Source organism: Colwellia sp. BRX8-5 (genome assembly GCF_014077325.1).
Lineage (GTDB): Bacteria > Pseudomonadota > Gammaproteobacteria > Enterobacterales > Alteromonadaceae > Colwellia_A.
On the sequence record NZ_JACGVR010000046.1, the window covers coordinates 1 to 26,243 of the forward strand.

The 26,243-nt window shown below is 37.6% G+C and carries 26 protein-coding genes and 1 tRNA gene; 11 read left to right on the forward strand and 16 right to left on the reverse strand.

All coding sequences use genetic code 11. The features are described 5' to 3' along the window. Positions 1 to 118: 118 nt before the first annotated feature. The gene (locus tag H4J62_RS18815; protein WP_182218063.1) at positions 119 to 679 is read left to right on the forward strand and encodes a TrmH family RNA methyltransferase; all 561 of its coding nucleotides are present in this window, start codon (positions 119 to 121) and stop codon (positions 677 to 679) included. Between the two features lie 43 nt (positions 680 to 722). Here the strand turns inward: H4J62_RS18815 and H4J62_RS18820 are convergent, their stop codons facing one another. Next, positions 723 to 1,811: an endonuclease/exonuclease/phosphatase family protein gene (locus tag H4J62_RS18820; protein WP_182218061.1), complete on the reverse strand. Its 1,089-nt coding sequence runs from the start codon at positions 1,809 to 1,811 to the stop codon at positions 723 to 725. 177 nt (positions 1,812 to 1,988) lie between these two features. Then, positions 1,989 to 2,180 (reverse strand): DUF3185 family protein, encoded by a 192-nt coding sequence (locus H4J62_RS18825; RefSeq protein WP_070374865.1) that lies wholly within the window; start codon positions 2,178 to 2,180, stop codon positions 1,989 to 1,991. Between the two features lie 440 nt (positions 2,181 to 2,620). Between H4J62_RS18825 and H4J62_RS18830 the strand changes: the two genes are divergently transcribed. From H4J62_RS18830 to H4J62_RS18845, 4 genes are read left to right on the forward strand one after another with little or no spacing between them, the layout of a single operon-like run. Further along, positions 2,621 to 3,583 (forward strand): CsgG/HfaB family protein, encoded by a 963-nt coding sequence (locus H4J62_RS18830; protein ID WP_182218059.1) that lies wholly within the window; start codon positions 2,621 to 2,623, stop codon positions 3,581 to 3,583. A gap of 11 nt (positions 3,584 to 3,594) precedes the next feature. Next, positions 3,595 to 3,900, forward strand: a complete 306-nt coding sequence (locus H4J62_RS18835) for a hypothetical protein (protein ID WP_182176360.1) — start codon at positions 3,595 to 3,597, stop codon at positions 3,898 to 3,900. A gap of 16 nt (positions 3,901 to 3,916) precedes the next feature. Continuing rightward, the gene (locus H4J62_RS18840; RefSeq protein ID WP_182218057.1) at positions 3,917 to 4,273 is read left to right on the forward strand and encodes a DUF4810 domain-containing protein; all 357 of its coding nucleotides are present in this window, start codon (positions 3,917 to 3,919) and stop codon (positions 4,271 to 4,273) included. Between the two features lie 5 nt (positions 4,274 to 4,278). Then, positions 4,279 to 4,977, forward strand: a complete 699-nt coding sequence (locus tag H4J62_RS18845) for a GNA1162 family protein (protein ID WP_182218055.1) — start codon at positions 4,279 to 4,281, stop codon at positions 4,975 to 4,977. Positions 4,978 to 5,102: 125 nt separating this feature from the next. Here the strand turns inward: H4J62_RS18845 and H4J62_RS18850 are convergent, their stop codons facing one another. The 8 genes from H4J62_RS18850 to H4J62_RS18885 all read right to left on the reverse strand — a co-directional run bounded on the left by H4J62_RS18850 (position 5,103) and on the right by H4J62_RS18885 (position 14,657). Further along, positions 5,103 to 6,251, reverse strand: a complete 1,149-nt coding sequence (locus H4J62_RS18850; protein ID WP_182218053.1) for an ABC transporter permease — start codon at positions 6,249 to 6,251, stop codon at positions 5,103 to 5,105. After that, a complete protein-coding gene (locus tag H4J62_RS18855) occupies positions 6,248 to 7,216 on the reverse strand; it encodes an ABC transporter ATP-binding protein (protein ID WP_182218051.1) in 969 nt (322 codons plus the stop codon). The genes H4J62_RS18850 and H4J62_RS18855 overlap by 4 nt, the downstream gene beginning before the upstream one ends. Continuing rightward, positions 7,213 to 8,181: an HlyD family secretion protein gene (locus H4J62_RS18860; protein ID WP_182218050.1), complete on the reverse strand. Its 969-nt coding sequence runs from the start codon at positions 8,179 to 8,181 to the stop codon at positions 7,213 to 7,215. The genes H4J62_RS18855 and H4J62_RS18860 overlap by 4 nt, the downstream gene beginning before the upstream one ends. Positions 8,182 to 8,446: 265 nt before the next feature. Next, positions 8,447 to 9,307 carry a sensor domain-containing diguanylate cyclase gene (locus tag H4J62_RS18865; protein WP_182218048.1) on the reverse strand — a complete coding sequence of 287 codons (861 nt, stop codon included), beginning with the start codon at positions 9,305 to 9,307 and terminating at the stop codon, positions 8,447 to 8,449. Positions 9,308 to 9,864: 557 nt separating this feature from the next. Next, entirely contained in the window at positions 9,865 to 10,260 is a 396-nt protein-coding gene (locus H4J62_RS18870; protein WP_182218047.1) for a universal stress protein, read from the reverse strand. A gap of 304 nt (positions 10,261 to 10,564) precedes the next feature. Beyond that, on the reverse strand, positions 10,565 to 10,921 hold the full coding sequence (locus H4J62_RS18875; protein ID WP_182218045.1) for a hypothetical protein: 357 nt from the start codon (positions 10,919 to 10,921) through the stop codon (positions 10,565 to 10,567). A gap of 735 nt (positions 10,922 to 11,656) precedes the next feature. Further along, positions 11,657 to 11,733, reverse strand: a tRNA-Ile gene (locus tag H4J62_RS18880). 164 nt (positions 11,734 to 11,897) lie between these two features. Beyond that, positions 11,898 to 14,657: a choice-of-anchor B family protein gene (locus H4J62_RS18885; RefSeq protein ID WP_182218044.1), complete on the reverse strand. Its 2,760-nt coding sequence runs from the start codon at positions 14,655 to 14,657 to the stop codon at positions 11,898 to 11,900. 142 nt (positions 14,658 to 14,799) lie between these two features. On the opposite strand from H4J62_RS18885, the gene H4J62_RS18890 reads away from it, so the two are divergent. Then, positions 14,800 to 15,636 (forward strand): MbnP family copper-binding protein, encoded by an 837-nt coding sequence (locus H4J62_RS18890; protein WP_182218042.1) that lies wholly within the window; start codon positions 14,800 to 14,802, stop codon positions 15,634 to 15,636. Next, positions 15,599 to 16,798 carry an MbnH family di-heme enzyme gene (locus tag H4J62_RS18895; protein WP_259364892.1) on the forward strand — a complete coding sequence of 400 codons (1,200 nt, stop codon included), beginning with the start codon at positions 15,599 to 15,601 and terminating at the stop codon, positions 16,796 to 16,798. Before H4J62_RS18890 ends, H4J62_RS18895 begins: the two co-directional genes overlap by 38 nt. Before the next feature lie 3 nt (positions 16,799 to 16,801). Here the strand turns inward: H4J62_RS18895 and H4J62_RS18900 are convergent, their stop codons facing one another. The 5 genes from H4J62_RS18900 to rpsU form a co-directional block, all read right to left on the reverse strand. After that, a complete protein-coding gene (locus H4J62_RS18900; protein ID WP_182218040.1) occupies positions 16,802 to 17,431 on the reverse strand; it encodes a hypothetical protein in 630 nt (209 codons plus the stop codon). 117 nt (positions 17,432 to 17,548) lie between these two features. Next, positions 17,549 to 19,390, reverse strand: a complete 1,842-nt coding sequence (rpoD, locus tag H4J62_RS18905; protein WP_146798012.1) for an RNA polymerase sigma factor RpoD — start codon at positions 19,388 to 19,390, stop codon at positions 17,549 to 17,551. 114 nt (positions 19,391 to 19,504) lie between these two features. Continuing rightward, positions 19,505 to 21,262 carry a DNA primase gene (gene dnaG, locus H4J62_RS18910; protein ID WP_182218038.1) on the reverse strand — a complete coding sequence of 586 codons (1,758 nt, stop codon included), beginning with the start codon at positions 21,260 to 21,262 and terminating at the stop codon, positions 19,505 to 19,507. Between the two features lie 199 nt (positions 21,263 to 21,461). Continuing rightward, positions 21,462 to 21,908 (reverse strand): GatB/YqeY domain-containing protein, encoded by a 447-nt coding sequence (locus H4J62_RS18915; protein WP_182218037.1) that lies wholly within the window; start codon positions 21,906 to 21,908, stop codon positions 21,462 to 21,464. 38 nt (positions 21,909 to 21,946) lie between these two features. Further along, complete coding sequence (gene rpsU / locus H4J62_RS18920; protein WP_011045067.1) at positions 21,947 to 22,162, reverse strand: 30S ribosomal protein S21; 216 nt, start codon at positions 22,160 to 22,162, stop codon at positions 21,947 to 21,949. A gap of 363 nt (positions 22,163 to 22,525) precedes the next feature. Here rpsU and tsaD point away from each other — a divergent pair, with 363 nt between their 5' ends. After that, positions 22,526 to 23,584 carry a tRNA (adenosine(37)-N6)-threonylcarbamoyltransferase complex transferase subunit TsaD gene (gene tsaD / locus H4J62_RS18925; RefSeq protein WP_070374848.1) on the forward strand — a complete coding sequence of 353 codons (1,059 nt, stop codon included), beginning with the start codon at positions 22,526 to 22,528 and terminating at the stop codon, positions 23,582 to 23,584. A gap of 29 nt (positions 23,585 to 23,613) precedes the next feature. On the opposite strand, the gene plsY is transcribed toward tsaD, so the two are convergent. Then, positions 23,614 to 24,216, reverse strand: a complete 603-nt coding sequence (gene plsY, locus H4J62_RS18930; protein ID WP_310733556.1) for a glycerol-3-phosphate 1-O-acyltransferase PlsY — start codon at positions 24,214 to 24,216, stop codon at positions 23,614 to 23,616. Between the two features lie 220 nt (positions 24,217 to 24,436). Here plsY and folB point away from each other — a divergent pair, with 220 nt between their 5' ends. From folB to H4J62_RS18945, 3 genes are read left to right on the forward strand one after another with little or no spacing between them, the layout of a single operon-like run. Further along, the gene (gene folB, locus H4J62_RS18935; RefSeq protein ID WP_182218033.1) at positions 24,437 to 24,811 is read left to right on the forward strand and encodes a dihydroneopterin aldolase; all 375 of its coding nucleotides are present in this window, start codon (positions 24,437 to 24,439) and stop codon (positions 24,809 to 24,811) included. Beyond that, on the forward strand, positions 24,811 to 25,308 hold the full coding sequence (gene folK, locus H4J62_RS18940; protein WP_070374845.1) for a 2-amino-4-hydroxy-6-hydroxymethyldihydropteridine diphosphokinase: 498 nt from the start codon (positions 24,811 to 24,813) through the stop codon (positions 25,306 to 25,308). The genes folB and folK overlap by 1 nt, the downstream gene beginning before the upstream one ends. Positions 25,309 to 25,357: 49 nt before the next feature. After that, complete coding sequence (locus tag H4J62_RS18945) at positions 25,358 to 26,173, forward strand: undecaprenyl-diphosphate phosphatase (RefSeq protein ID WP_182218031.1); 816 nt, start codon at positions 25,358 to 25,360, stop codon at positions 26,171 to 26,173. Positions 26,174 to 26,243 lie beyond the last annotated feature (70 nt).

A 26,243-nucleotide genomic window follows, 5' to 3' on the forward strand; every position in this document is an offset into this window, starting at 1 on the left:
TCAAATATCAAATATCAAATATCAAATATCAAATATCAAATATCAAATATCGACCTCATCGATTAGTCAGAATACTAATAGAATGACAGTCGTTTAGTATCTAATAAGAGCCGTTATTATGCATTCAAAAATACAATTAAGTAAAGAAGACCTCAGACAAGATAAACCGACCCGCGATGAATATGTAAAGCAGGCAAAAATCCCTTTAGTATTGGTTTTAGATCATGTCACTAATAGCTACAACATTGGTGCATTTATTCGTTTAGCGGATGCTTTTGCTATTCAAAAAATTATTATTTGTGGCGAACTCACAATTTCAGATAAAAAATTGAAAAAGGCCTCTAGAAATGAAGCGAAATGGGTCGATATTGAATACAGTGATAGCACAACGGCAAGCTTACAATCATTAATAGACGACGGTTATACTGTTTTTGGCGTAGAACTCTGCCAGCAGTCGGTTGACTATAAAGAGATGGCATATCCCACTGCTTGTGCATTAGTGTTAGGTAATGAACGCAAGGGTGTAAGTGAAGCGGCATTAAAACTAAGCCATCATCAAATACATATTTCTATGTTTGGTATGGGTAATTCTCTAAATGTATCAACGGCTGGTGCTATCGTCTTAGCTGAGTGCGCTGATCAAATCCGCAAGATATCAGCAAATATAGTTACGAATTAACCCGTTATAAAACGTTAGCCATTAACGCAGAACGTTTATTGGCTTAACTTGTTTCACCGGGCTTTGGTACATCACCTTTACTAACATTTTGTTGTTCAGATATTTCTTGTGCCCACTTATGCTCGGCCGTGTCTGCTTTTATACCTGCTTGATTATTACAACGCAGTGCAGTAAACGATAGTTGGGTTAACAGCGGAAAATGGTCTGAACCAATTGACGGTAAACGCTTAATTTTTTGTAGTGTAAAATGTTTGCTGTGAAACAAATGATCTAAAGGCCATCGAACCAATGGGGAGTCGACATGAAAAGTGCTAAATACTCCTCGTCCAACGCGAGGATCAAGTAAACCACTAATTTTACGAAACAGTCGTGTGGTAGCAGACCAAGCAACATCATTAAGATCGCCTGTCACAATAACGGGTTGCTCACTGTCAGCAACACTTCGAGCAACAATCATCAGCTCAGCATCACGCTCTGCAGATTCATCATTCTCTGTTGGGCTTGGTGGCGCAGGATGAAGAAAATGCACTCGCACTTTATCGCCGCTACGCAACTCTATTGTGGTGTGTATTGACGGAACATCTTTTTCAACCAAATAACAGATTTCTTGTTCGGCGATAGGTAATCGTGAGAATACATGCATGCCATAGAGATTATCAAGTGGGCATTTAACGCTATAAGGCATGTCAGTTTCTAGGACGTTAAGCTGTTCTTCCCACCATAGGTCTGATTCTAGTGTGACTAGCACATCGGGCTGATGTTTTTTAATCAGTGCTATCAGTGCATCGGCATTACGATTGGGTGTCAGAACATTTGAAGTAATAATGCTAAGTTGTTTATCAGCATCACATTCAGTAGAGGTTTTAACCTCTTTGGGATAAATAAAAGTATAGGGTATTATCCAAGATAACTGCCATATCAAACATAGCGTTGTGCTAATAATCAGTGCCTGCGTACTTACTCTTTGCGGATCAAGAAAAATAAAATGGGCGAGTAACAAAATCGTTGCAAGTATAGTGAACTGTAAGCGAGGAAAATCCATACCTCTAACAATCCAATGGGGATGTCGAGACAAGGGCAAAAGGGTTGTTAGCACAGTAAACAGGGTGAAAAATATGAGTATGGTTAACATTGAGAGCCTAATCTTGTTCGCTTAATCTTAATGTCTTGCGACTGTCGATATTTTCGTGATTGATTTTACTGATGCTTATAATAGTTGAAAATATAATGGGCTATTTATTGAAATAAATAGCGCTAAGCCTAGTTTACAAGTAAACACTTATAGGTGTTTACTTGTAAAAATCAACGCTTACTTTACTCTTGTGATACCGATAACAACAGCAATAACACCACCGATCATTCCTGCCCAAGCTTCAACAGGCGTATCACCGCTTAACGTACGAGTAAGTTGAGCGCTAGCTGAGTCATAAATGTTATAACCCCAAATCGCGACAGCAACACCAATAATGATAAGGGTAATACCAATAATTTTATTATTCATTTCTACTCCAAATATTTATAAGACGATAGTCTAATCGCGTTAATACTAACGAAAGCATATAACGCTATGTTAACAGTTTATCTACCACTTTCACCAATCAAAATATAATTCGACAATTTAATCACGCTGTAAAACGCTAATAAACTTAACATCAGCTTAAGTTATAGGCCTACAGATGAAAATTTATCATCGAAATTCCCACTTTAAATATGACTTATAATTCATTTTTACTACTTATATTGTAGTTTAGCCGAGCTGACTTACCTTATAAATGTAAGACATAACTTACATAATTAAGTGTGTATAGACTACATTTAGCCTTTTTTATACCTGTATAATATTACTCTTAAAATTTTTAACTATTTGTAGTTAATACAATTTTATCAAGAATTTAACGATACATAGAAGTATCGATATTATAAAAAAAGGAACGTACCACCATGAAAAAATTGTTAATTGTATCATCTTTGCTACTTGCATCAGGTTGTGCAACGGTAAAAGATTCAACCGTCACGGAGACGAAACAAAAAAAGGCGGCTGTTAGCCAAACATTGCAAGCGGATGTTGTCAGTAAAAAATACCTTAAGCGCAAAGTTGCGATAGGACGTTTTACTAATGAAACTAAATACGGACAAAGCTTCTTTATTGATAAAAATAATGATCGTATTGGTAAGCAAGCTATGGATATATTATCGGCTAAGTTGTTTGAAACCGATCGATTTATAATGCTTGAACGTGCAGATCTAGCGCAAGTTGAAAAGGAGCTTTCTATTGGCGGTGAGACGAGTCTCAAAAATGCGGCTGACTTTTTAATTGTTGGTTCTATTTCAGAGTTTGGCCGAAAAAACACCAGTGAAGTAGGAATTTTTTCAAGAGTTAAAAAACAAGAAGCCAATGCAACGGTAAACATTCGATTAATAGATGTATCAACAGGCCAGATAATCTATTCTGAGTCTGGTAAAGGGATCGCATTCTCTGAAGCGGGCAGTGTCATGGGCGTTGGTGATAAAGCAGGCTATGACAGTTCGCTTAATGATAAAGTGCTTAATGCGGCTATTACCGACTTAGCCTCAAATGTTATTGAAAACATGCTTGATAAACCTTGGAAATCTTACATTCTCTCTTCAGATGAAGGTAACCTAATTATCTCTGGCGGTAAATCTCAAAATATTTCTGAAAATTCTAAATTTACTGTTTATAAATCAGGTAACAAAGTTAAAAACCCACAAACTGGAATGTTTATTACCTTACCTGGAAAACCTATAGGTAACATTGTTGTGCTGACTTCTATGGGTGACACCCCAGAAAGTGAGATATCAATTGCTTCAATTTCAACAGGTGATTTTAGTCAATACATTGCATCAGATGACTTCTCTTCGTTATACATTCAAGAAAGTAAATAAAGGATTATAAAATGAAATTATTAAAAATATCATTGTGTGTGTTTATTGCCATGTACTTAAGTGCTTGTGGTTATAACGAGGGAGTTCGAACTGCTGAGCCCGTATCATATGTTTACTTCACTGGAAATGCCGAAGGGGCAGAAGTGACAGTAGGTAAAGGAGAGGCTTTCGTTGTTGATAAATTAGGTGCACGTAACATTTATAAGGTTGCTACGGGTAAACAGCAAGTAACCATCACCAAGAATGGTGTAACAGTAGTTAACAGGATTGTACTGTTAGGTGACGGCCAGTCAAAAGAATTTAATGTACCTAAATAACAGCTAAGGACTCACAATGAAAACTAAAATTTTAATGATGGCTTGTGCGGTACTGCTAGTAACTGGTTGTGCAAGTGGCCCTAAGCCTATGTATGACTATGGTGAATATTCAGAGTCATTTTATGCAATGAAAAGGGATGCGGGTGAAATTTCTGAAGGCGAATGGAAGTTTGCGTTAGAAGATGTTATTCAACGTTCTGGTAACCAAGGCTTACGTGTTCCGCCTGGCGTATACGCCAATTTAGGTTATTTGCACTTAAAGTTAAATGATACCACAAAGGCAATTTCCTATTTTGAGTTGGAAAAAAGTGTTTATCCAGAATCAGTTATCTTTATGAATAATTTGATCAGTAAAGTTAAGGTACAGGGATAGTGATTATGTTTAATAAGACTAGAACGTTGTTGGTTACTCTCGTTGTTGTTTTTGTTTCAGGCTGTGTCAGTAACAACCTCGTCACTAAACTAGACGAATTCCCAGAGATGTATAATGAAAAACCACGTTCATTATTAATAATGCCACCGATCAATTTAAGTACGGCAGCAGATGCGAAAGATTATTATGCGACTACGGTAGAAATGCCTATCGCGTTTCAGGGATACTATACTTTTCCATACGAGCTAACGTCAGAAATATTGAAACAAGAAGGTATTTATGATGCTGAACTTGTTTACGACATGCCACTTAATAAATTTCATGAGTACTTCGGTGCGGATGCGGTGTTATTTACCAAAATACTTAAGTGGGACACTAGCTATTTGGTTATTGCTTCAAGCTTAACCGTATCAATTGAAGCAGAAATAAAATCAACAAAAACATCTTCGACGTTATGGAAATATACCGGCACGGTTGTTGTTGATCTTAGTGGTGGAAATAATGGTGGTGGTTTAGCTGGGTTGATTGTTGGCGCAATAGCGACAGCGGTAAACACAGCAGCAGCTGATTACACCCGTTATGCAAGACAGGCTAATAGCCGGTTTGTTGGTACAGTACCGGTAGGGCCTTACCATCCTCTCTACCTTAAAGACCAGAAAGTTCAAATTCTGCAGCAAGCCTCAGAAAATAATAGTGCTAATTAACTCACTATAAATAATGCAGGATATTGTGTGATAATAAAATATAAAAGTGGCTTAGTTTCGCGCCACTTTTATATTATTTTCTTCACTCAAATATCTCAGCTTGTGCAATGAAACCATCAGGTAAGCTAGTCGAGTGTTTTCTTAAAACGCAGTGCTGAAACAAGTAAGCCAAAACAGGTAAAAGCAATTAACCATAGCATATCAAAACTCATCTCAATAACGGCAACATCACGTAATACTACACCTCTTATTAAGCGAATAAAGTGTGTCGCTGGCAGTGCTTCAGCAATATATTGTGCGGGCAGTGGCATACCTTCATAAGGGAACATAAAACCAGATAATAATATAGATGGCAGTAAAATAAATATTGTCATTTGCATTGATTGTAATTGGTTCTTAGCAATCGTTGATATAACTAAACCCAGTACTAAGCTGGCGCAAATAAACAGTAAAGTCGCAAGTGCTAGTTGGGCAAAACCGCCATTAAAGGGGACGTCAAATAGCCAATAACCTAAACCAAGAATAATACAGACTTGAATCGCACCAATAAAAATATAGGGAAATATTTTACCAATCATCAGCTCAAGTGAGCTAAGTGGTGTCGTAATTAACATTTCCATATTACCGCGCTCTTGCTCGCGAACAATGGCGGCCGAGGTAAACATTATCATTGTCATTGTTAATATCACGGCAACAAGTCCAGGCACTATATTAACCACACTTCGTTGCTCTGGATTATAAAGTAAGGTCACTTCAAACGTTGCGGTATTTCGGTTGGCGGGCTTATCTAATAACTCTGTAAGTGGCATATTACGTAAACTTTTAATACTACCTGCTATAACAGTATCAGAGCCATCAACTAACCACTGTGCTATTGGCCTGCTCGTTTCTTGTTTACTCGAGGGCGGCAAACCAAAACCTACACTTGGGTGTCGAACTAAACGCTGGCTAACGTCTTGTGGGATAATTAATACTGCACGCACTTCACTGCTATCGATGGCGGCTTGTGCTTCCTTTACCGAGTAATAACTGTGAGTAAATTTAACAATGCCGGTTGCTGCAACGGTTTGCTGTAATACTCTACTCAAAGATGTCTGACTATGATCTACAACACCAACTGGGATATCTCGCACATTAGTGTTGATGGCAAAGGCAAATAGCAGTAATTGTACTAGGGGAATCATTATGACCATGCCAAAGGTCATTCTATCGCGTCTAAGTTGCAGTAGTTCTTTTATAACAATGGCTTGAATTCTTAATAGTGATATTTTCATGACTGTGTCACCCCTTGGCCGGTGCAACTAACAAAGACATCTTCAAGACTGGGTCTAACAATAACAAGTTTAGCTGTATCATTTAAGCAGGGCTGGCGCTGTAATAATGCGATAGGGTTACTTTCTTCTTTATTCACTAATACACGTAAGTGGGTACCGAGCTGGGCGGCAGAAATCACTTGTGGCAATTTGATCAAGTGCTCTTTTATTTGACGTATATTGCTTGCGCCTACCTCAACCACTTGAGCAGCCATATTATTCATTAAGTTTTGTGGGCTATCATCCGCTCTTTTTATACCATTTTCTAAGATGGCCAGCTTATGACAACGCTCTGCTTCATCCATGTAATGCGTTGATACTAATATTGTGGTGCCTTGATCGCAAAGATCAAATAATTGTTCCCAAAACTCTCGTCGGTTTTGCGGATCAACCGCCGAAGTGGGCTCATCTAAAAAGAGTAACTTAGGTTTATGTATCACTGCGGCGGCAAGCGCTAGCCTTTGTTTTTGACCACCACTCATACTGCCAGCAAGTTGCTGACTTTGCTGTGTTAATTGATGAGTACTTAATAATTCACTCAGTCGTGATTTTTGTTGATTAGCCGTTAGACCATAAATTCGACTGATAAATTGCAAGTTCTCTTTAACGGTAAGATCCTCATAGAGAGAGAACTTTTGTGTCATATAGCCAATTTTCATTCGCAGTTTATTGGCCTCTTGCGGTAAATGACAACCCAAAACGTTAACCTGACCACTCGTTGGAATTAATAAACCGGTCAGCAATCGAATTGCCGTGGTTTTACCTGAGCCATTGGGGCCTAAAAATCCGTAAATAGTTTGCTTCTCTACAGATAAATCTAGCGCAGATACTGCCGTTAATTCGCCAAATTTTCGAGTGAGATTTTGTGCGCTTATCGCAAAAGAGCTATTAAGATTTTTTTCTTGGCTATCGTTTAAGTACTTCATGGCATTATAACTTGCGCTGGCACACCCATTGGCAGCTCTGCAGCACTATCAGGTAATTGTATTTCAGCCAAATACATAAGGTTTGCACGCTCTTCTTGGTTTAATGCAAAGTAAGGGGTAAAAGCAGGTTCAGAAGATATCCAGCGCACAGTACCAATAATCGAATCTGTTAAACCATCAACTTGTACGGTTAATTTATCAGCGACTTTAATTTTTACTCGGTAGGGTTCTGGCACATAGACACGTGCAAAAGGAGCACGTCCCGCTAATACAATTGCTACGGGGCTTCCGAGTGTGACACGTTCACCGAGGTTCCATGGAAGATTGTCTAATAGACCATCACGTTTTGCGGTAATGGTTAAATCATTGAGTTTTTTATTTTCACTGTCGAGTACCGCAACCGCGGTTGCTAAAATAGCTTCAGCTATTTGTAAGTCCTCGATACGAGCACCATTAATTAGTTGTAATAGTTTTTCTTGAGCGCTGTGTAATTTAGCTCTATTTTCATCGCGTAATGCAAGGGAGTTTTCGAGCGTTACCTGACTAGATAATGCTTGCTTTATCAGTATTTGAGTGCGTTTATAGTCTGCCTCACTTTTGATCAGTGCGGCTTTCGCGCCCTCGACTTCTGCAGATGCCGCGGCAACTTCTTCTTTACGCGCACCATTATGTACTTTTTCTAAGTTAGCTTTTGCTTGTTGCATCTGAGCTTGAGCTTTAGCAACGAACGCTTTTTGAAGGGTGTCGTCTAGCCTAACCAATATTGTACCTTCAGTAACTTGACTACCTGCACTAACAGGTAATGCCGTGATAACTTCACTCACTGTTGCTGTGTGCGCTATGCGTTCTCTTTCTAACGTACCTAAGGCAATACCTGGTTTTTTGTTATCACAACCGCTAAGTGTTGCTAAGGTTATAAATAATGTGAATAGACAAGAACAAGTAGCGAAAGCTTTAGTAGACATAATAATTTATCTCATTGAAATATAACCTAGTTTTTAGTCTATTCTCAATCAGTTAAAAGTCAATTTATTCTCTAGTATAAGCTAGCTGTTAACTAGGCTGAGGCTGAACATCAAGGTTAACTAGTAGGTCAATAAGAGGGGAGGTAATAGCAGTATTCGTTAAAATAACCTTTAGCAATCAAATTAATGGCTAATAGCGTGCTTATTTAAGATCAAAAAATCAAAGATAGCATCGAAAATATCTAAACTCATTTATCAGCTGAGGTCATTTTTTATGTTTGTTGTTATACATCGCTTTATCTGCTGTTGCGATTAAGCTATCGGTGGTAATACCATCATCAGGATAAATTGAAACACCAATACTACAACTCACGGTTAACTTTTCATCGTTAATCTTAAAGGGTCTGCTAATCGTATCCATAATAGTTTTAATCACAGAATCTACATTAGACTTATCAATCATATTCTCAAGTAAAATAACAAATTCGTCACCTCCAATTCTTGCAACGGTATCTGAATTACGAATTGACTGCTTAAGACGTAAAGATACTTCTACTAGCACTTGATCACCAAACGCATGACCCTTGGTATCATTAATTATTTTAAATTTATCTAAATCAATAAAAAGCAACGCAAAAGTTCTCATATCACGTTCAGACTGATCAATTAGGTGATCAATTCGGTCAAACACTAGGTATCGATTTGGAATTTCTGTCAGTTGATCATAATGAGCTAGGTGCTCAAGACGTTTAGTCTCTTTTACCCGGTCTGATATATCTCGATTTACACCTAATGCGCCGACGAGCTTATGATTAGCATCAAAAAGTGGCACACACATAGATTCAATCCAGCCAATATGACCATCTTTATGGAGCATTCTAACTTCACCGGTCCATTTTCCGTACTTCTCTACAGAGCTGATAACTTCTGAAGTAATATGTTCGGTGTCTTCGGGGAGATGTAAAATATCAACAGGCTGACCAATGATCTCTTTTTTGGAATAGCCGTATAAATTTTCAGAGCCTTTATTCCAGTCAGTAATAATGCCTTGTAGGTCAGTGATCACCAATGAATCAAAGAGGTAATCGAATGCTTTATTAATTTGTTTAAATTTATCTAAATCCATAATTCTTATAACTGCCGTTTTTATATACGATTCCCTAAAAATAATAATATATTACGAATGAGCTTTAGTCATGTTAGTTTGATAAAATTTATTCATTTTTCTTAGCTTAAATATCCAACAGCTACATTGAATGAGAAGGTGATCACTTCCTAATATACATTATGACTAAAACGCGTAACTGACAATAATCCTGAAACGTTATAAGCGATAATATGATTTTTATCCGGTTTTTAGAATGGATGAAATATCTGATTAAATGTCGAAAAATTAATATGTAGATAACACTTTAAGGCCAGTTATTGACGATTCATGTTTGGTTTAAAGGAACTAAACTTACTATTAAATATACTCATGTATATGAGCTTTTAATATCCAGGGTATTAGCGTTGTTATTAGAAGGAGATAGTGAGCCATTAAAAGTAATTTCACTTAATATGACTATTGTAAGTAACCCAAGAGTGCAATCTTCATTGCTCTAATAATAACTAATGCCATGTTGGCGGCATTAGTTATTTATTTGAAAGAGCACATTTAGATTTTTTATCAAAAAAATCACTTTAAATTTTAATAAGTGAAACATCACATTTAGCATAATTGGCAACACCATTTGCTGTTGACCCAATCAAAGCATGAATACCTTTTTTAGAGTGGGTACCAAGTATAATTAAGTCTGCCTTTTTTCTTTCTGCAAGTATGCAAATTTGCTCGTAGGGTTTCCCAAATGTGACCGAGACATCTTTCTTTAATATACCTAATGATGCGGCTTTTGATTCAATTGAAGGTAATGCACTTTCTTTTAATTCTTTTTGATAGTCTTTAGGAAGCAATGTATATGGGATGATATGAGTAACAAACAATTTAGCTTGGTATAGTTGAGATAACTCATGGGCTTTTGAAAGTACTTCCAGTCCTTCATCACTAGCTTCTATTGCGCAAATAATAGTTTTATACATATACCGCTCCATTGATAATTTGTTTTATATCATATTGATTAAAATGCAATATGTTGGCGAATAGTACAGCTTATTCTCTTGATCATATCGATTCTGTTTTGTTAAAAAAATATAATAAAATATGACTAAGTTTAGTTTACGTATCAGTGTTTCTTAACCTGATAACTAAACCCTCTAGTTAAATCAACATTTAGTCGTTCTGAAACAGATATATACGCTTAGCCTGATGTTGAAATAATCTCATTACCTGGTCCATTCAAAGCTATAACAAAGGTCACTGGTATGACTAGCGACCTTTTTAGGCTTAGTGCTGTAGAGGATAGGCGATAACCCAGTCAGTTGGTTCATTACCTTGTTTATCAAATTTATATTTAACAGAGTCAAATCCACAGCCTTTTACGAGCCCGTTAAAGTCAAAAGGTTGCTTTACGCCTGCTTTGGATTCCATGAATGCCGCATCGCTTGGTATCATAACTTTTGCATGTTCGGCTGAGATCACAAATGCAGCTTCGGCTAATATCAGATCGTTATTATGTCGCTTGATAATCTGAGCATTTCCTAAGCTATTTCCATCTAAATCTTTGAACTCGAACTCTTCTGGATGATTAATCTCGATAACATCACCGCCATCAAGTTGATATGCAATTAACATGTTTACCATTGTTTATTTATCCCTATTCTATTTGTTTTTATTTCTTAGAGGGCTTTGAAAGATCATAGCCTAGTAAGCAAGTCCGATCTTATACTACATTAAAAATAACAAATTATTATTGATATGAACGTACTTAAAACAAAGTTTTGCTAATAATTTACTATTAACCATGATAATCAATAAGCCGGCGTGAGAATAAAAACCTCTCTAGCTTAACTGAAGCAGCAGAAGGCTTTTTTAGAGTAACAAAATAGGGAGTGTTAAAGAGTAAATAATCTACTTAGTTGTGTAGATACAAAATTTGTAAAGCTAAACGCATTTTTATACACAACTAAACCGCTTAGTCATTCGCTTCATTAACACTTTGTGAGTAACGTTAATAGATTTATTAGAAACCTAAAGCTAGAGGTCGTAAACCACGTCAGAGTATTCCATTACCGAATTTTATAAGAACAGAATAGGGTTGGGATTAGGCGTATAGTAATAACTATCATCATCCTACATGTCAAAATTTAGCACTCACCTTATATTCACACAGTGGATTTTAACACCAATACCACTAGGGTAACCCTAGCGTTTCGGGATATCTTAAAGGGACAGGGTATTCGTACAAATTTCCGACACGGCAAGAGCGAGTGTTATCGTACATAACTTTATTGGAATTACTACTACAGTGATAACTACAGTTAATTTCAGATTAAAATATTTTTTAGTAAATTCTTACGAGGATAGTAATATTTGAAATGGTGGCCCCTCCCTGACTTGAACAGGGGACCTGTCGATTATGAGTCGAATGCTCTAACCAACTGAGCTAAGGGGCCATCTTTTTATCCGCTTTAAATTGAGACTTCAACTTAAAGCGGCGTGAAGTATAAGCATTTTTTATTTTGTTGTCACTAGCGTATTTTTAAAAAATGCTAAATTTTACGTTGTTCGCTTAATTGTTAGGCAATACGGGTGATTTTATATCACTATTGCCTAGATACTATTTATTGATAATGACTTTTCTCTTGGTTAATAAAGATAATGAAAGGATTGTTAACCATAATATTGTGCCGCCGCTACTTGGTGTGTTGGGGGTTGGTGTTACTACAACGGGCGCGACTACTGATACAATAACACTCCCTGTACTCGATGCGCCTCTGAAATCAGTAGCGGTAAGTTTAAATGTTAACGAGGTAGCGTTATTTGGTGCTGTAAAGCTAGCTGATAACATATCAGCGTTAGTTATTGATACCGCTGAACCTGCTGTTTGCTCCCATAAGTAGGTCATACTGTCGCTTTCTGCATCGATGGCTTGAGCCGTTAACGTTACACCTTGATTAGTATTTACTTCAAAATTTTCTCTTAGGGTAACCACAGGTGCTGTATTTTGATCATCATCAGCAATAGTGAATATAATCTCTGCATTATTACCTAACCGACTATTATCGATGCTTGATAACGTTAAGGTGAACGTTTCATTTTCTTCTTCTTCAATATCATCAATAATAGTTAATATAATTTTTTTAGTATCACTTTCACCTTCGCCCCAAGATACTTGCCCCGATGCATCAATGATATCGCTACCAATAATCGCTTGCCCTGAAGTCAGTTGATACTGGAATGAGATACTGCCCGATGTGCTTCCCATTCGGTTAACATTTACGGTGTATTCATCAACATTCTCTGCGATTGTTTGCTCGTCGAATTCAAAGCTTCCCGTTCCTTTGTCTATTAACCCAGTAATATTGATAGTGTTGTAACTGTTTGAGCCAAGTGTTGCACCATTTGTTGGATTATATAAACGTATAAAAAAAGACTCTGACAATTCGGTATTTGTTAGGTCATCTGCAATATCAATACTTATTGTCTTATTGGTATTATCGTTTGCAGCCCAAGTGAGTGTGTTGTTTTCTACATCAAAGTCAGTGCCTTTTTTGGCGCTACCTTGAATTACTTGGTAACTTACCGCAGTACTTTCTGTAATGTCTGAACCATTACGTTGCACAATGAGGTTGAGTGTTGTTCCTTGAGCGGTTTCTGTGCTTTTACTGGTAAAGCTGAACATTCCTTTCGTTGAAGCTTTTGCGTTATCTTTTAGTACATACAGACCACTGTTAATATCGCTAACGAGAATATTTCCTGACGGTAAAAATGGATAAACGCCCCATGCACCATTAAAGCTTGCTGAGTTACTCGGTGTGAAAGTATCAAAGAACCCAACTTCAGTAGGCGTTGTAGGATCCGTAATGTCTAAAATGGTTAAGCCACGTTCGTAGTTAGACATATAGTATCTATTACCTCGAACAAAACCATTATGATCAATCGCTTGTGTAGGACCTGTCCATTGGCCAACCTGTGTTGGGTTCGTTAGGTCCCCAATTGAAAATATTCTAACAGTGGTGTTTAATCCACCACGAAATTCATCAAATTCATCATGTAATAAAATGAACTGCTTATCTTCCGTGCCCCAACCAGAATGTACATATTTATTGTTCGGAGCTACGTCGTTATATTCAGCCGCACCTAACTGAGTTGAGTTATTTGGATCGGTGATATTCCATAACTTCATGACGTCTTCATTAAAATCAATGAAAACAGTACAGCTACCTGACGTTAAACCACAATCATTAACTGAACGTTGATCATCTATAACAAGAGAAGCCCCATCATGGGTGTAGCCATTACCAAAATTGTTAGCAGTAACGTTGACTAATGTTTTTGGGTTTTCTAATGAATAGCTTTGGAAAGCTCCACCCCTACTGTTTGTGCCAATAAGTTGCAGTGAAGCTGTTTGATCTGGAAGCGTTATATTAAGGGTATGATCAACATTAGTGATATAAACATTATGGGCTCTACTGACGACTTTATTCTTTTCAACTAAGGTTATTGAATGAGGAAGATTGTTAAGGTCAATAATAGTCACATAATCTGTTGGACCATTTCGAACACCTTCGGTTGTAACATAAGCATAGGCTTGCCATAAATTGATATTTTCATCAAAGTATTGGTAAACTTTTACATCTCGCCATGTTGACGTTACTCCAGCTATTGTACCCACTTCAACAGGAGTGGTTGGGTTGGTAACATTAACCACAACAACGCCATTTTTTACGCCCATAATAGCAAATTCATTACCCGTATTTAAATCTACATGGCCCCAAATATCGTTGCCTTCAACAGGATCACTCGACATTGCAGTTAATGGGAAATGAGCGAGTAAATCAATGTTATTGCAGTCAAAAATATCAGCTTTGCCATTAACACAAGGTTCATTTGCTTGGCTTTCACTGAGTTGATAATAACTTGCAAGTTTTTGTTTTAAATCTTTATCTTTAGCAAAGGCTTTACCATCTGCAATTACGCTAAAGCCGTTGCTGCGAAGCTCATCAACCATTTCAATTGGAATATTATGTAAAGTGGTAACATTTGACTGAGGGCTTTGCGATTGATAATGATCAAATTGATTATAGCCTCCGACGACTGAGACAAGAGCGCTTTTTAAATAAAATAATTCTTCGCTTGAAGTGATTGTAAAGTCGCCTGAAGCAACAAGTACGTTATCACCTTTGTTTGCTTGGCTAACCGCATAGGCAATTGTTTTACAGGGTCTAAGAACATTATCACAGCGGTCTTTATCTACGCCATTAACAGCAACAAACCTCGACTTATCATGCTCTGAATGAGCGAATGTATTTGAAGAGAGTAAAAAATAAGATATTGAAATAATTGCAATGCCAAGAGGTAATGATATTTTAGTCATAATGTACTCGTTTTTTATTTAGCTGCTCAATATTTGATGGCTTTACCATAGCAAGTTAACGTACAATTTAAAACCAACTCGTTAACATTACCTTAACTTCATGTAAATATTACTTTGCATTCAACGATTAAGCCTTATTCAAATGAACCGTTATATATTAAAAAAAATTTTATCTGTCACAACTATTTTTGGGTTAAGTATTACCTTACTTTCAGGATGTTTTCAAAAGTCACAGCCCACAAAAATTTCTTTTCAAGCTGTTTATAAAAATACTGACATTAACTGTGCAAGCAGTTTCTCTGATGTTCATGAATTAAAAAGTAGCGAATCACAAAAGTGGCAATATCAGCAGTTACAGTTTTTTATACATGGCGTTGAAGTGAATACCAGTAGTAATGGTTGGCAGCCTTGGCTGATGACAACAAATGCAAATCAAGCAGACAATGTCGCTTTACTGGGAGAGATATGTGATAGAAAAAATGGCAAAGGTTATTGGCAACTCGAATTAATGCCATTAGATGAAGCGGCTGTTGTTACTGATATTCGTTTTACTTTAGGTGTACCATTTGCACTTAATCACCTGAATCCATTAACCCAGCCTAGCCCATTAAATGACGCTTCAATGTTTTGGGGATGGCAAGGGGGGCATAAATTTATGCGGGCCGAGTTAGTCTCTCAAAATGATGACTGGCTATTTCACCTAGGCTCTACAGGTTGTAAAGCATTAAGCCCAGTACGAGCACCAAAAAATGAATGTTTGTATCCTAATCGCGTGGCTGTTGCTTTACCTTTTACCTTGGAAAATTCTACCATTGAATTTGATTTAGCGTTGTTAGTACGAGATGTTGGATTAGCACGCAAAAATAGTTGTCAATCGGCAATCGATGAAGAGAGCTGTAAAATGTTATTTAAAAACTTAGGTTTGGGAGCGAATACTAGTAATGAATCGTTGTTATTTAAGACAAAAAATAATGGGTAATTGGCTTCTACATCGACTTAAATTAATACTTCAGTGCTTATTCACTTTTGGCATTTGCTTGGCTTTGCAGTCATGTAGTGATGATAATAAATTAGAAAGTGATTATCAGTGGCCAATTATCGAAGGTTTTCCTAAACCACAAGTACCACAAGATAACCCAATGACCCAAGCAAAAGTTAATTTAGGTAAACAACTCTTTTTTGATAAAAATTTGTCAGCTAATCAACAACAAGCGTGTGCAAGTTGTCATCATCAAGAGTTTGCTTTTGGTGAAAATATTCCCCATTCATTTGGCAGCACCGCACAACCACATCGACGTAATGCCTCTGCTTTAGTTAATATAGCGTATAACAAAACGTTAACGTGGGCACACGACGGTTTAACCTCTATTGAACAGCAAATACTATTACCTATGTTTGGTGAATCGCCGGTTGAGCTAGGCATAACCGGTCATGAAGAAGAAGTTTTGGCACGCTTTAGCTCAGAAACTTATCAAATGTTATTCACAGAAGCATTTCCAAATCAAACCGTTAGTTTCGATTTAATTGTGAAAGCATTAGCGAGCTATGTTCGCAGTTTAGTTTCTTTAAATTCGCCTTTTGATAGCTATGCATATTTGGCTGATGACAATGCTATTTCTGCCTCGGCTTTGCGCGGTATGAATTTATTTTTCTCAGAGCAGCTTGAATGCCATCATTGTCACGGCGGATTTAATTTCACTCAGTCTACCAGTCATGAAAAACAGCTTATTGATCGCAGACCCTTCCATAATACGGGTTTGTATAATGTTAGCCATCAAAGTGGTCGTGATAAATCAGGTTACCCTAAACATGATACTGGTTTGTCTGAAATTTCAACGTTAGTGAGAGATAATGGCCGATTTAGAGCGCCAACATTACGTAATATTGAAGTTAGTGCGCCCTACATGCATGACGGCAGTATTGGAAGCTTAGCGGAAGTTATTGATTTTTATGCCGCGGGTGGACGAAATGTTACTACGGGTGAATATCAAGGTGATGGGCGAAGTAATCCACTGAAAAGCCAGTTCATTAAAGGGTTTGTCTTAACAGAAGCAGAAAAAGAAGACTTAATTGCTTTTTTGAAAACCTTAACGGACCAAACATTTCTATCTGATCCTAAGCATATTATTGTTGATAAGTAAGTCTTAAAACGTGAAGGTTAAACCTGCTGATAATTCACTTTGCACCCACATATCGCTCGATATTGCGATTTTACAGGTATTGTTATCACAGAAAAGTGCGTCTTGAGAGTCAATAAGTGTCGCATATACTCTTGCACCTAAACGAATCGCTATACGGTCATTGAGTTGTAATTTACTGTAAAACCCTAGGTTTACTGACAGTTTAGTTTCATCATCAAGTTCTTTTGCCTCGGGTGAAAAATGCGTAACACCAAAGCCACCAGAAAACCAAAAGGGAACTAAGCTATTTGAAAGTGGCACATTACCACCGATATGTAGGTAAGTTACCGATAAGTCACTAGTATAAGGGCTTAATAACCTGGCAGGGATTAATTCACTTTCATAGTGACTTATCAGCAATTCACCTTGGCGTTTATTGTCATAAGGCCAAGCAACAATCACCCCAAAACTTGAGCCTTCATCTATATCTACTGCTAATGACTGAGGTTCATCAACACCATAAAAATCTCCAGCAATAGTAAAATCTCCTCCCAAACGGTAACCTGCAAAGGGAGTTACTTCGATAGGTCCAGATTTAGCCGCTAAAGTAGGAAGTGTTAAAAATAAAGAAAATAGTAGAATGAGAAAGCGCATTGAAAGTCCTTTTATGAAAAATTTGATTGGCTGATTATTGAGTCGAGTTAATTAAAGACAAAAAAAATCCAGTAATTAATTACTGGATTTTAAGTCATCTATTTAAAAATGAAAGCTTTATTCGCCGTCTAAGAAACTTTTAAGTTGCTCAGAGCGAGAAGGGTGACGTAATTTACGTAACGCTTTTGCTTCGATTTGACGAATACGTTCACGGGTCACATCAAACTGCTTGCCCACTTCTTCTAACGTATGATCGGTATTCATATCGATACCAAAACGCATTCTTAACACTTTAGCTTCACGAGCGGTTAAGCCAGCTAATACTTCGTGTGTCGCATCTTTCAAGTTTTCAGCGGTAGCCGAGTCAACAGGTAGTTCGCCATTACCATCTTCAATAAAATCGCCCAAGTGTGAATCTTCGTCATCACCGATAGGGGTTTCCATTGAAATAGGTTCTTTAGCAATTTTCAATACTTTACGAATCTTATCTTCCGGCATGATCATGCGTTCAGCTAATTCTTCAGGTGTTGGCTCACGTCCCATTTCTTGTAACATCTGACGAGAAATACGATTCAATTTATTAATCGTTTCTATCATATGTACAGGGATACGAATCGTTCTGGCTTGGTCAGCAATTGAACGGGTGATCGCTTGACGGATCCACCACGTTGCATACGTTGAAAATTTGTAACCACGACGGTATTCAAATTTATCAACCGCTTTCATCAAACCAATGTTACCTTCTTGGATTAAATCTAAGAATTGTAAACCACGGTTGGTATATTTTTTAGCAATCGAGATAACTAAACGTAGGTTAGCTTCAACCATTTCTTTTTTCGCACGACGAGCCTTAGCTTCACCGATAGACATACGACGGTTAATATCTTTAATACCGTGTACATTTAAGAACGTTTCTTTTTCTAATTGGTTTAATTTATAAATACAACGTTCAACGTCTAACTCAATATCAGACATTTTTGCTGAATAAGCATGACCTGCAGCTTTTTGCTCGTTAAACCAATCTTTAGAGGTTTCATTACCTGGAAAGATTTTGATAAACGTTGTTTTAGGCATGCCAGCACCAACAACACAGTGCTTCATGATTAAACGTTCTTGAATACGTAATCTATCCATTACGCTACGCATGTTTTTAACAAGCTTATCAAAAAGTTTAGGGATTAAACGGAATTCTTTAAATACTTCAGCTAAATCATCAATCGCTGCTTGTGCGTCTTTATGACCGCGACCTTTAGCATTAATAACTTTATTTGCTTTTTCGTAGGCATTGCGAAGTAGAGTGAACTTTTCTTTAGCAAGTTCAGGACAAGGACCGGTATCTTCTTCTTCCTCATCTTCTTCGTCGCCATCAGACTTATCTTCGTCGTTGAGCTCTTCTTTTGAAAGCTCTGAACCAATATGCGTCGCTGCTGCTGGAATTTCTTCTTCTTCAGCATCAGGGTCTAAAAAGCCAACGATAATATCGGTTAAACGTACTTCTTCAGCTTCAAAGTTGTCCCACATATCGAGTAAAAAATTGATTGCCGGCGGATATTCAGCAACACTACGCTGAACTTCCTTAATGCCTTCTTCAATACGCTTAGCGATAACAATTTCGCCTTTACGCGTTAATAGCTCAACCGTACCCATTTCACGCATGTACATGCGGACAGGATCAGTTGTTCTACCAATTTCGCTTTCAACCGTAGCAAGTGCTTGGGCAGCTGCTTCAGCAGCATCTTCATCAGTATTACCTTCTGTCATCATCAAGGTATCTTGATCTGGAGCAGTTTCGAATACCTGAATACCCATGTCGTTGATCATTCTAACGATGTCTTCAACTTGGTCTGAATCGATTATATCTTGTGGCAGGTGATCGTTAACTTGAGCAAAAGTTAAGTAACCTTGCTCTTTACCTTTGGTAATGAGCTCTTTAAGTCTAGATTGTGGGGCTTGATTCATTGACGAGTGTCCACCTAAATTATGGCTATCAAAATGAAAACAGTAAGCCGGAAATTATAGCTAATTGCTTAGTATATTGCCAGCGTTAAAGTTTGTTCAACTTATTTTTGTTTGCTACGCACTTAACAAACTATGTAATTCTTGTTTCTCACTTTTACTTAAGCCAGTTGCATGTTCTTTGGCAAGCAATTGCTCCGTACGTTGTTCAATAAATTTGTTTAAAAAACTTTCTATTACATCAATAAACATCGATTCAGCATTTTCAGGTTCAACATGATGTTGTAAGCACATTAACTTTGTTAATTGGCTACCTTCAGTGGTCCCTCGAAAATGTTCAATAAGCTGAGCACTGTTAATTTTTGAATTTTGTTTACATAAAACTAACAGTCGATTTAGCAAAGGAATACCTGGCATATCGAGTTGTTGTAAAATAGTAATATCCGGTAATGCACTAATGATATGGGGGTGCTCAAGTAATAATGCAATAGCAAGGCGTAATGGTGTGATCTTACTTTGCTTCTTTACCGTACTCGCCTTGTTGTTTTGATTGTTCTTTTTACGTAATTCGTCTAAACGTTTTTCGTTGCCACGGGCGAATTTATTGGCTAATTCAGTCAAAATTGAATCTTTCAAGGTACTATCAGGCAGCTTATTTAAGTAAGGCTGGAAGAGCTCAATCATTTTTGATTTTCCTTCCAAAGTACTCATATTGACTTGCAGAGAAAGGTGATCAAAAAGAAAAACTGACAAGGGTGTGGCGTTATCTAGAATTTCTTCGAAAGCTTGTTGACCTTTTTCTCTGATCAACGAATCAGGGTCTTCACCGTCAGGCAAAAATACAAATTTTAAACTCGTACCATCGTTGATTAAAGGCAGGGCATTCTCCATGGCTCGCCATGCAGCATCTCGGCCTGCTCGGTCACCATCATAACAACAGATAACTTCTTTAACGGTTCTAAATAAAGTTTGGCATTGTTCTGGGGTGGTTGATGTACCGAGCGACGCTACAGCATAGTCGACACCATGTTGTGCTAATGCCACAACATCCATGTAGCCTTCAACCACGACCAATCGAGACAATTGTTTATTGGCTTGTTTTGCTTCAAATAATCCGTAAAGTTCATGGCCTTTATGATAAATACGTGTTTCTGGAGAGTTTAAATACTTTGGCGTACCATCATCCAATACACGACCACCAAAACCAATAACGCGACCTCGCTTGTCACGAATGGGGAATTGAATACGACCTCTAAAACGATCATAAGGACGATTTTTATCGCCAGGGATTGCCATACCTAAATCTACAAGTTGCTGAGTGCTTTCAGGATTTTTGGCAAAATGGTTCATCATCCCATCCCAAGCGTCACTGATATAACCAATACCAAAGCGCTTCACCACTTCACCGCTTAAGCCGCGACCTTTTAAATAATCAATGGCGGAATCTTTATCGGTAGCAACTTTTAATTGTTGTTGATAAAAACGACTGATTTTTTCCATCAGTTCGTAATCATCTTGTTTTTGTTTATGAACTTGTTGTTGCTGCTTTAGTTGCGCAGGGCTCTGGTTATTCTGTTCACGTGGCACCTCCATATTATAATGTGAGGCAAGTTCTTCAATCGCATCAGGGAACTCTAAACGGTCAAATTCCATCAAAAAGGAAATAGCATTACCGTGTTCTCCACAACCAAAGCAATGATAGAATTGCTTATCTTGGCTAACACTGAACGAGGGAGACTTTTCGGTATGGAATGGGCAACAAGCTTGATAATTTTTGCCGGCTTTTTTTAGCGGCACTCGAGAGTCAATTAATTCAACAATATCAGCGCGCGCTAATAAATCATCAATAAATTGTCGAGGGATCATACCAGTCATGTCTACATTTTCTTTGGTTGTTTGTGCGAAGGTTATTTTAAACCTAATTGACCTGTACTGGATAGGTGTTTTTTAACTTCTCACCCAAGTGAAACGATAAATAGGTATTATATAAAACAATAAAGCCGTGAAAATAAATTTCACGGCTTTAAAATGTACATTTTAATAAAACGAAAACAGTAAGCTTTAGTAAAATCCGTTATGCATTTAAGGTATTACGAACTTGGCCACTTACTGCGCCTAAGTCTGCTTTGCCTTGCATTAATGGTTTTAATACCGCCATTACTTTACCCATGTCAGCCATTGAAGCAGCACCGGTATCAGCAATAGTTTTGGTAATTAACTGACTAATTTCTTCACTTGAAAGTGGCTGCGGAAGAAAAAATCCTAACGCGGTTACTTCTTCAGCTTCTTTAGCAGCTAACTCATCACGACCACCGTCAGTAAACATTTTGATGGACTCTCTGCGTTGTTTAACCATTTTGGTTAAAATCACAATGATGTTCTCATCAGTTGGTTCAAGGTTATGATCGATTTCGGCTTGCTTAATTGATGAAATGGCCATACGAATAACACCAAGACGACATTTGTCTTTAGCACGCATCGCAACTTTCATTTCATCTCTGAGTTGGTCTATTAAACTCATTTATTTTACTCGATAGTCTTAAATACTACTAAGGTATCTTAGTACATGCGAACGCGGCGAGCGTTTTCACGAGAAACTTTTTTAGCAGCACGCTTAACAGCGGCAGCTTTCTTACGTTTACGTTCCCAAGTAGGCTTTTCGTAAGATTCGCGACGGCGAACTTCTGAAAGGATCCCTGCTTTTTCACATGAACGTTTAAAACGACGTAATGCAACGTCAAATGGTTCGTTTTCTCTAACTTTAATTACTGGCATGTATAACCTTAGTATGTATCTATATGATTGGTGTATCGCTTAAGCATTATTGCTTCGCAAACACCCACTCTATCAAAATTGGGTGACGTATTCTAAAGCTAAGCACTAGTTAAAGTAAAGTGTAATATTTTCTAAAATTAAAATTAACTGATTTAATACTAATTTTATTATATATCCACTGACTTTCACGGGGGGAAAACGAATAATAATTTATTAAACGTTGTCGCTGATCATTATCTATTTTTCTGATAAAAAAGTAGATCACAACCTTGATCAAATGGGTATAATAGCTAACGTATTTGGCGTTAAAATCGCTCAATAAAATGAAATAAACATTATTTAGGCTTTTAGGTTAAGGGTATTATGCGAATTTTAGGTATAGAAACATCTTGTGATGAAACGGGTATTGCTATTTATGATGACGGAGAAGGTGATTTACCTAAAGGTATTGTAGCCCATCGTTTATATAGTCAAATAGCTGTTCATGCTGACTACGGCGGAGTCGTTCCTGAATTAGCGTCACGAGACCATGTCCGTAAAACAATACCTTTAATTAAAGAAGTGTTAAAAGAAGCTAACTTAACCCCTGCTGATCTAGACGGCGTTGCTTATACTGCAGGGCCTGGTTTAGTGGGTGCATTATTAGTAGGCTGTTCAATTGGCAGAAGTTTAGCTTACGGCTGGGGACTTCCTGCTGTGCCTGTTCATCATATGGAAGGGCATTTACTCGCGCCTATGTTAGAAGAAAACGTGCCAGAGTTTCCTTTTGTTGCCCTGCTCGTTTCGGGTGGACATACTATGCTAGTGCGTGTTGACGGCATTGGTCGATATGAATTACTCGGTGAATCAGTTGACGATGCTGCGGGTGAAGCGTTTGATAAAACAGCTAAGTTACTTGGGCTTGATTACCCCGGCGGGCCTGCTTTATCGAAGATGGCTGAAAAAGGCACAAAAGGGCGTTATAAATTGCCGCGTCCAATGACAGATCGTCCAGGTTTAGATTTTAGCTTTAGTGGTTTAAAAACCGCTGCGGGTACCGTTATTCGCAAAGAAATAGCGTTACAAAAAGCACAAGGCAATGAAGGTATGGATGAACAAACTCATGCCGATGTCGCTTATGCATTTCAAGAAGCGGTTGTTGATACCTTAGCAATAAAATGTCGCCGTGCTTTGCAGCAGTGTGAGTTAAAACGTTTAGTGATTGCTGGTGGCGTTAGCGCCAACACATCGCTTCGAGAAAAATTAGCGGAAATCACTAAAAAGCTCGGTGGAGAAGTTTTTTATCCACGTCCTGAGTTTTGTACTGATAATGGCGCGATGATAGCTTATGCGGGCTTGCAACGTTTAAAAGCAGGAACAGATGCAGATTTATCGTTTAAAGCGACACCACGTTGGCCGTTAGATACTTTACCAGCGGTATAACTAGCGGTAAAGTTGGCACATTAATGACTTCATTTGGCCTTAGTAAAGGATATTTTACCTTCATCTCCTTTCATTAATCGCCAAATGTTGTCCTTGTGGCGAAAAATAATTAATACCGAAAGCATCATCACTGGGTACATATATAGAGGTTTTAATAGCCAAATATAAAAAGGCGCAAGCGATACCGTAATAATAGCGGCTAAGCTTGAATATCGGCTAAAATAAATAACACTTACCCAGGTCAGTATCAATAAACCCCCAAGATCTAAACCTATCGGTAATAATACACCCAGTGCGGTTGCAACGCCTTTTCCGCCTCTAAAGTTAAAAAATATAGGGTACATATGGCCTAAACAAGCAGCCAGTGCTATTAACCCTAAATTAAGGGGGTCTAAATCAAGGAAATAAGCGCCCCACACCGGAATAGTGCCTTTGAGGATATCAAAGACCAGCACCAGTGCAGCGATGAATTTGTTACTGATACGCAAAACATTGGTGGCGCCAGGATTGTTTGAGCCGGTAGTGCGAGGATCTGGAAGTTTTAATAGCTTACACAATAAAATAGCACTAGAAATCGAACCGACCAAATAGGCAGCAAGCATTATTATCAGTGTTACTAATAGAGCGCTAATACAAAAACCTCTCAATTCATTGTTAAAATGATGGTTAATTATAACAAGTTTTCAACAATTTTAGATATTCTAGCCTTTCATAATGTCAATGGAAATAAGTTTTTCTATCGTCTATTAATAAAAAAAATGAATTGATCCGTCAACCACTAGTTTTTATAACTTTGCACAGGTAAAATCGACCTATATTTTTAGTTGTTTTATTAAAGATGAGTGTACGTTAATGGATAAAGTTTATATTGAAGGCTTGAGTATTCAAACCACCATAGGTTTTTTCGATTGGGAAAAAGAAATCAAACAAACCTTAGTGATTGATTTAGTTATGGGGTGGGATACCGCCAAACCGGCCGAAAATGATGAGCTAGCTAAAACACTCGATTATGCCGAAATATCAGTAAAAATAGCCGAATTTGCTAATAAAAACCCCGTAGATTTAATTGAAACATTAGCAGAGCGTTTGGCTAAATTCTTAATCGAAACTTATCAGATCCCTTGGCTTAAATTAAAAGTAGCCAAGCCTAATGCGGTGCATAATGCCATCACAGTTGGCGTTGAAATTGAACGTGGTAGCCAATCAAATAACAGTAATCATGGGTAATGGCGCGTTTATATATTTCGCTTGGCAGTAATGTAGACCGTCAGCACTATTTACAGACAGGATTGACTGCCCTTGAAGCGCTGCTTGGTGAGTTAACGCTATCATCTTTATTTGCTAGTAAAGCCGTAGGATTCGACGGTGCTGAATTTTATAATATGGTGATCGGTGCGACGACCGAACTTAATATAGTACAAGTGGCTAAAGCACTCCGCGAAATTGAGCTTAACAACGGTCGAGAAATTGATGCTAAAAAATATAGCCCACGCACCTTAGATTTAGATTTATTACTGTTTGACGATTTAGTGTTGGACACTCCAGCACAAATTCCACGTGCCGAGATCACAGAAAATGCCTTTGTTTTATGGCCATTGGCTGAAGTAGCGCCAGATCTTAAACACCCCATTTTAAAAAAATCGTACCAACAACTTTGGCAAGCTTACGATAAAACACAACAACAAATAACCACAGTAGACTTTTCTTGGTCAAGCCAATTATAAAAGTTAGACATTAAAAAAATTGAATTATACATAAGGAATATAATAAGCAATGACCATTACAGAGATATTTATTTTAGCTATTCTCCAAGGATTAACGGAGTTTTTACCCGTATCAAGTTCAGCACATTTAATCTTACCCTCAGCTGTTTTAGGCTGGAAAGACCAAGGTTTAGCACTCGATGTTGCTTTGCATGTTGGAACATTACTCGCGGTTGTTTTATATTTTCGTAAAGATGTCGCGAATATGGCTGTTGCTTGTGTGGGCAGTATAAAAGGTGATAATACTAGTTTTGATGGCAAGCTTGCCTGGTGGATATTATTTGCGACTATCCCATTAGGAATATTTGGTTTGCTCGGCAAAGACTTCATCGAAGCACATTTACGTACTGCGTTGGTTATTGCTGCTACTACCTTAATTTTTGGATTTTTACTGGGTTTTGCTGACATTAAAGCGGGTAAAAGAAAAGCGACTGAGCATATTGATTTTGAAAAGCTAGGATTTAAAGGCGCTATGCTGATTGGTTTAGCACAGGCGGTAGCATTAATTCCGGGGACATCGCGTTCAGGTATAACAATGACTATCGGTTTGATGCTTGGCTTAAGTCGAGAAAATGCGGCTCGATTTTCTTTCTTATTGTCAATTCCTGCCATTGCGATGGCGGGGAGTTATTTAACATTAAAATTAATTACTGAAACCGGTCCTGTTGATTGGAATGCTATTGGTATTGGCAGTGTGTTAGCTTTTTTTAGTGCTTATGCCTGCATTCACTACTTTCTTATTCTATTGGAAAAAGTCGGTATGATGCCATTTGTTATCTATCGCTTAGTTCTGGGTGTCGCATTACTTTGGTTTGTGCTGGGTTGATTGATCTAAATCGGTGCTGCTATCGTTTAGTTAATTAGAAAAAAATAATAATAATAATAATAAATTTAAA

Coding starts and splice junctions, on each gene's coding strand:
- folB (WP_182218033.1), top strand. CDS start 24,437: ATGGATAAAGTTTATATTGAAGGCTTGAGTATTCAAACCACCATAGGT.
- H4J62_RS18820 (WP_182218061.1), bottom strand. CDS start 1,811: ATGTTAACCATACTCATATTTTTCACCCTGTTTACTGTGCTAACAACC.
- H4J62_RS18870 (WP_182218047.1), bottom strand. CDS start 10,260: ATGTATAAAACTATTATTTGCGCAATAGAAGCTAGTGATGAAGGACTG.
- H4J62_RS18900 (WP_182218040.1), bottom strand. CDS start 17,431: ATGCGCTTTCTCATTCTACTATTTTCTTTATTTTTAACACTTCCTACT.
- H4J62_RS18865 (WP_182218048.1), bottom strand. CDS start 9,307: ATGGATTTAGATAAATTTAAACAAATTAATAAAGCATTCGATTACCTC.
- H4J62_RS18890 (WP_182218042.1), top strand. CDS start 14,800: ATGAACCGTTATATATTAAAAAAAATTTTATCTGTCACAACTATTTTT.
- H4J62_RS18830 (WP_182218059.1), top strand. CDS start 2,621: ATGAAAAAATTGTTAATTGTATCATCTTTGCTACTTGCATCAGGTTGT.
- H4J62_RS18855 (WP_182218051.1), bottom strand. CDS start 7,216: ATGAAGTACTTAAACGATAGCCAAGAAAAAAATCTTAATAGCTCTTTT.
- H4J62_RS18835 (WP_182176360.1), top strand. CDS start 3,595: ATGAAATTATTAAAAATATCATTGTGTGTGTTTATTGCCATGTACTTA.
- H4J62_RS18825 (WP_070374865.1), bottom strand. CDS start 2,180: ATGAATAATAAAATTATTGGTATTACCCTTATCATTATTGGTGTTGCT.
- H4J62_RS18860 (WP_182218050.1), bottom strand. CDS start 8,181: ATGTCTACTAAAGCTTTCGCTACTTGTTCTTGTCTATTCACATTATTT.
- H4J62_RS18885 (WP_182218044.1), bottom strand. CDS start 14,657: ATGACTAAAATATCATTACCTCTTGGCATTGCAATTATTTCAATATCT.
- H4J62_RS18945 (WP_182218031.1), top strand. CDS start 25,358: ATGACCATTACAGAGATATTTATTTTAGCTATTCTCCAAGGATTAACG.
- H4J62_RS18895 (WP_259364892.1), top strand. CDS start 15,599: ATGAATCGTTGTTATTTAAGACAAAAAATAATGGGTAATTGGCTTCTA.
- tsaD (WP_070374848.1), top strand. CDS start 22,526: ATGCGAATTTTAGGTATAGAAACATCTTGTGATGAAACGGGTATTGCT.
- H4J62_RS18845 (WP_182218055.1), top strand. CDS start 4,279: ATGTTTAATAAGACTAGAACGTTGTTGGTTACTCTCGTTGTTGTTTTT.
- rpsU (WP_011045067.1), bottom strand. CDS start 22,162: ATGCCAGTAATTAAAGTTAGAGAAAACGAACCATTTGACGTTGCATTA.
- H4J62_RS18875 (WP_182218045.1), bottom strand. CDS start 10,921: ATGGTAAACATGTTAATTGCATATCAACTTGATGGCGGTGATGTTATC.
- H4J62_RS18815 (WP_182218063.1), top strand. CDS start 119: ATGCATTCAAAAATACAATTAAGTAAAGAAGACCTCAGACAAGATAAA.
- H4J62_RS18850 (WP_182218053.1), bottom strand. CDS start 6,251: ATGAAAATATCACTATTAAGAATTCAAGCCATTGTTATAAAAGAACTA.
- folK (WP_070374845.1), top strand. CDS start 24,811: ATGGCGCGTTTATATATTTCGCTTGGCAGTAATGTAGACCGTCAGCAC.
- rpoD (WP_146798012.1), bottom strand. CDS start 19,390: ATGAATCAAGCCCCACAATCTAGACTTAAAGAGCTCATTACCAAAGGT.
- H4J62_RS18840 (WP_182218057.1), top strand. CDS start 3,917: ATGAAAACTAAAATTTTAATGATGGCTTGTGCGGTACTGCTAGTAACT.
- dnaG (WP_182218038.1), bottom strand. CDS start 21,262: ATGACTGGTATGATCCCTCGACAATTTATTGATGATTTATTAGCGCGC.
- H4J62_RS18915 (WP_182218037.1), bottom strand. CDS start 21,908: ATGAGTTTAATAGACCAACTCAGAGATGAAATGAAAGTTGCGATGCGT.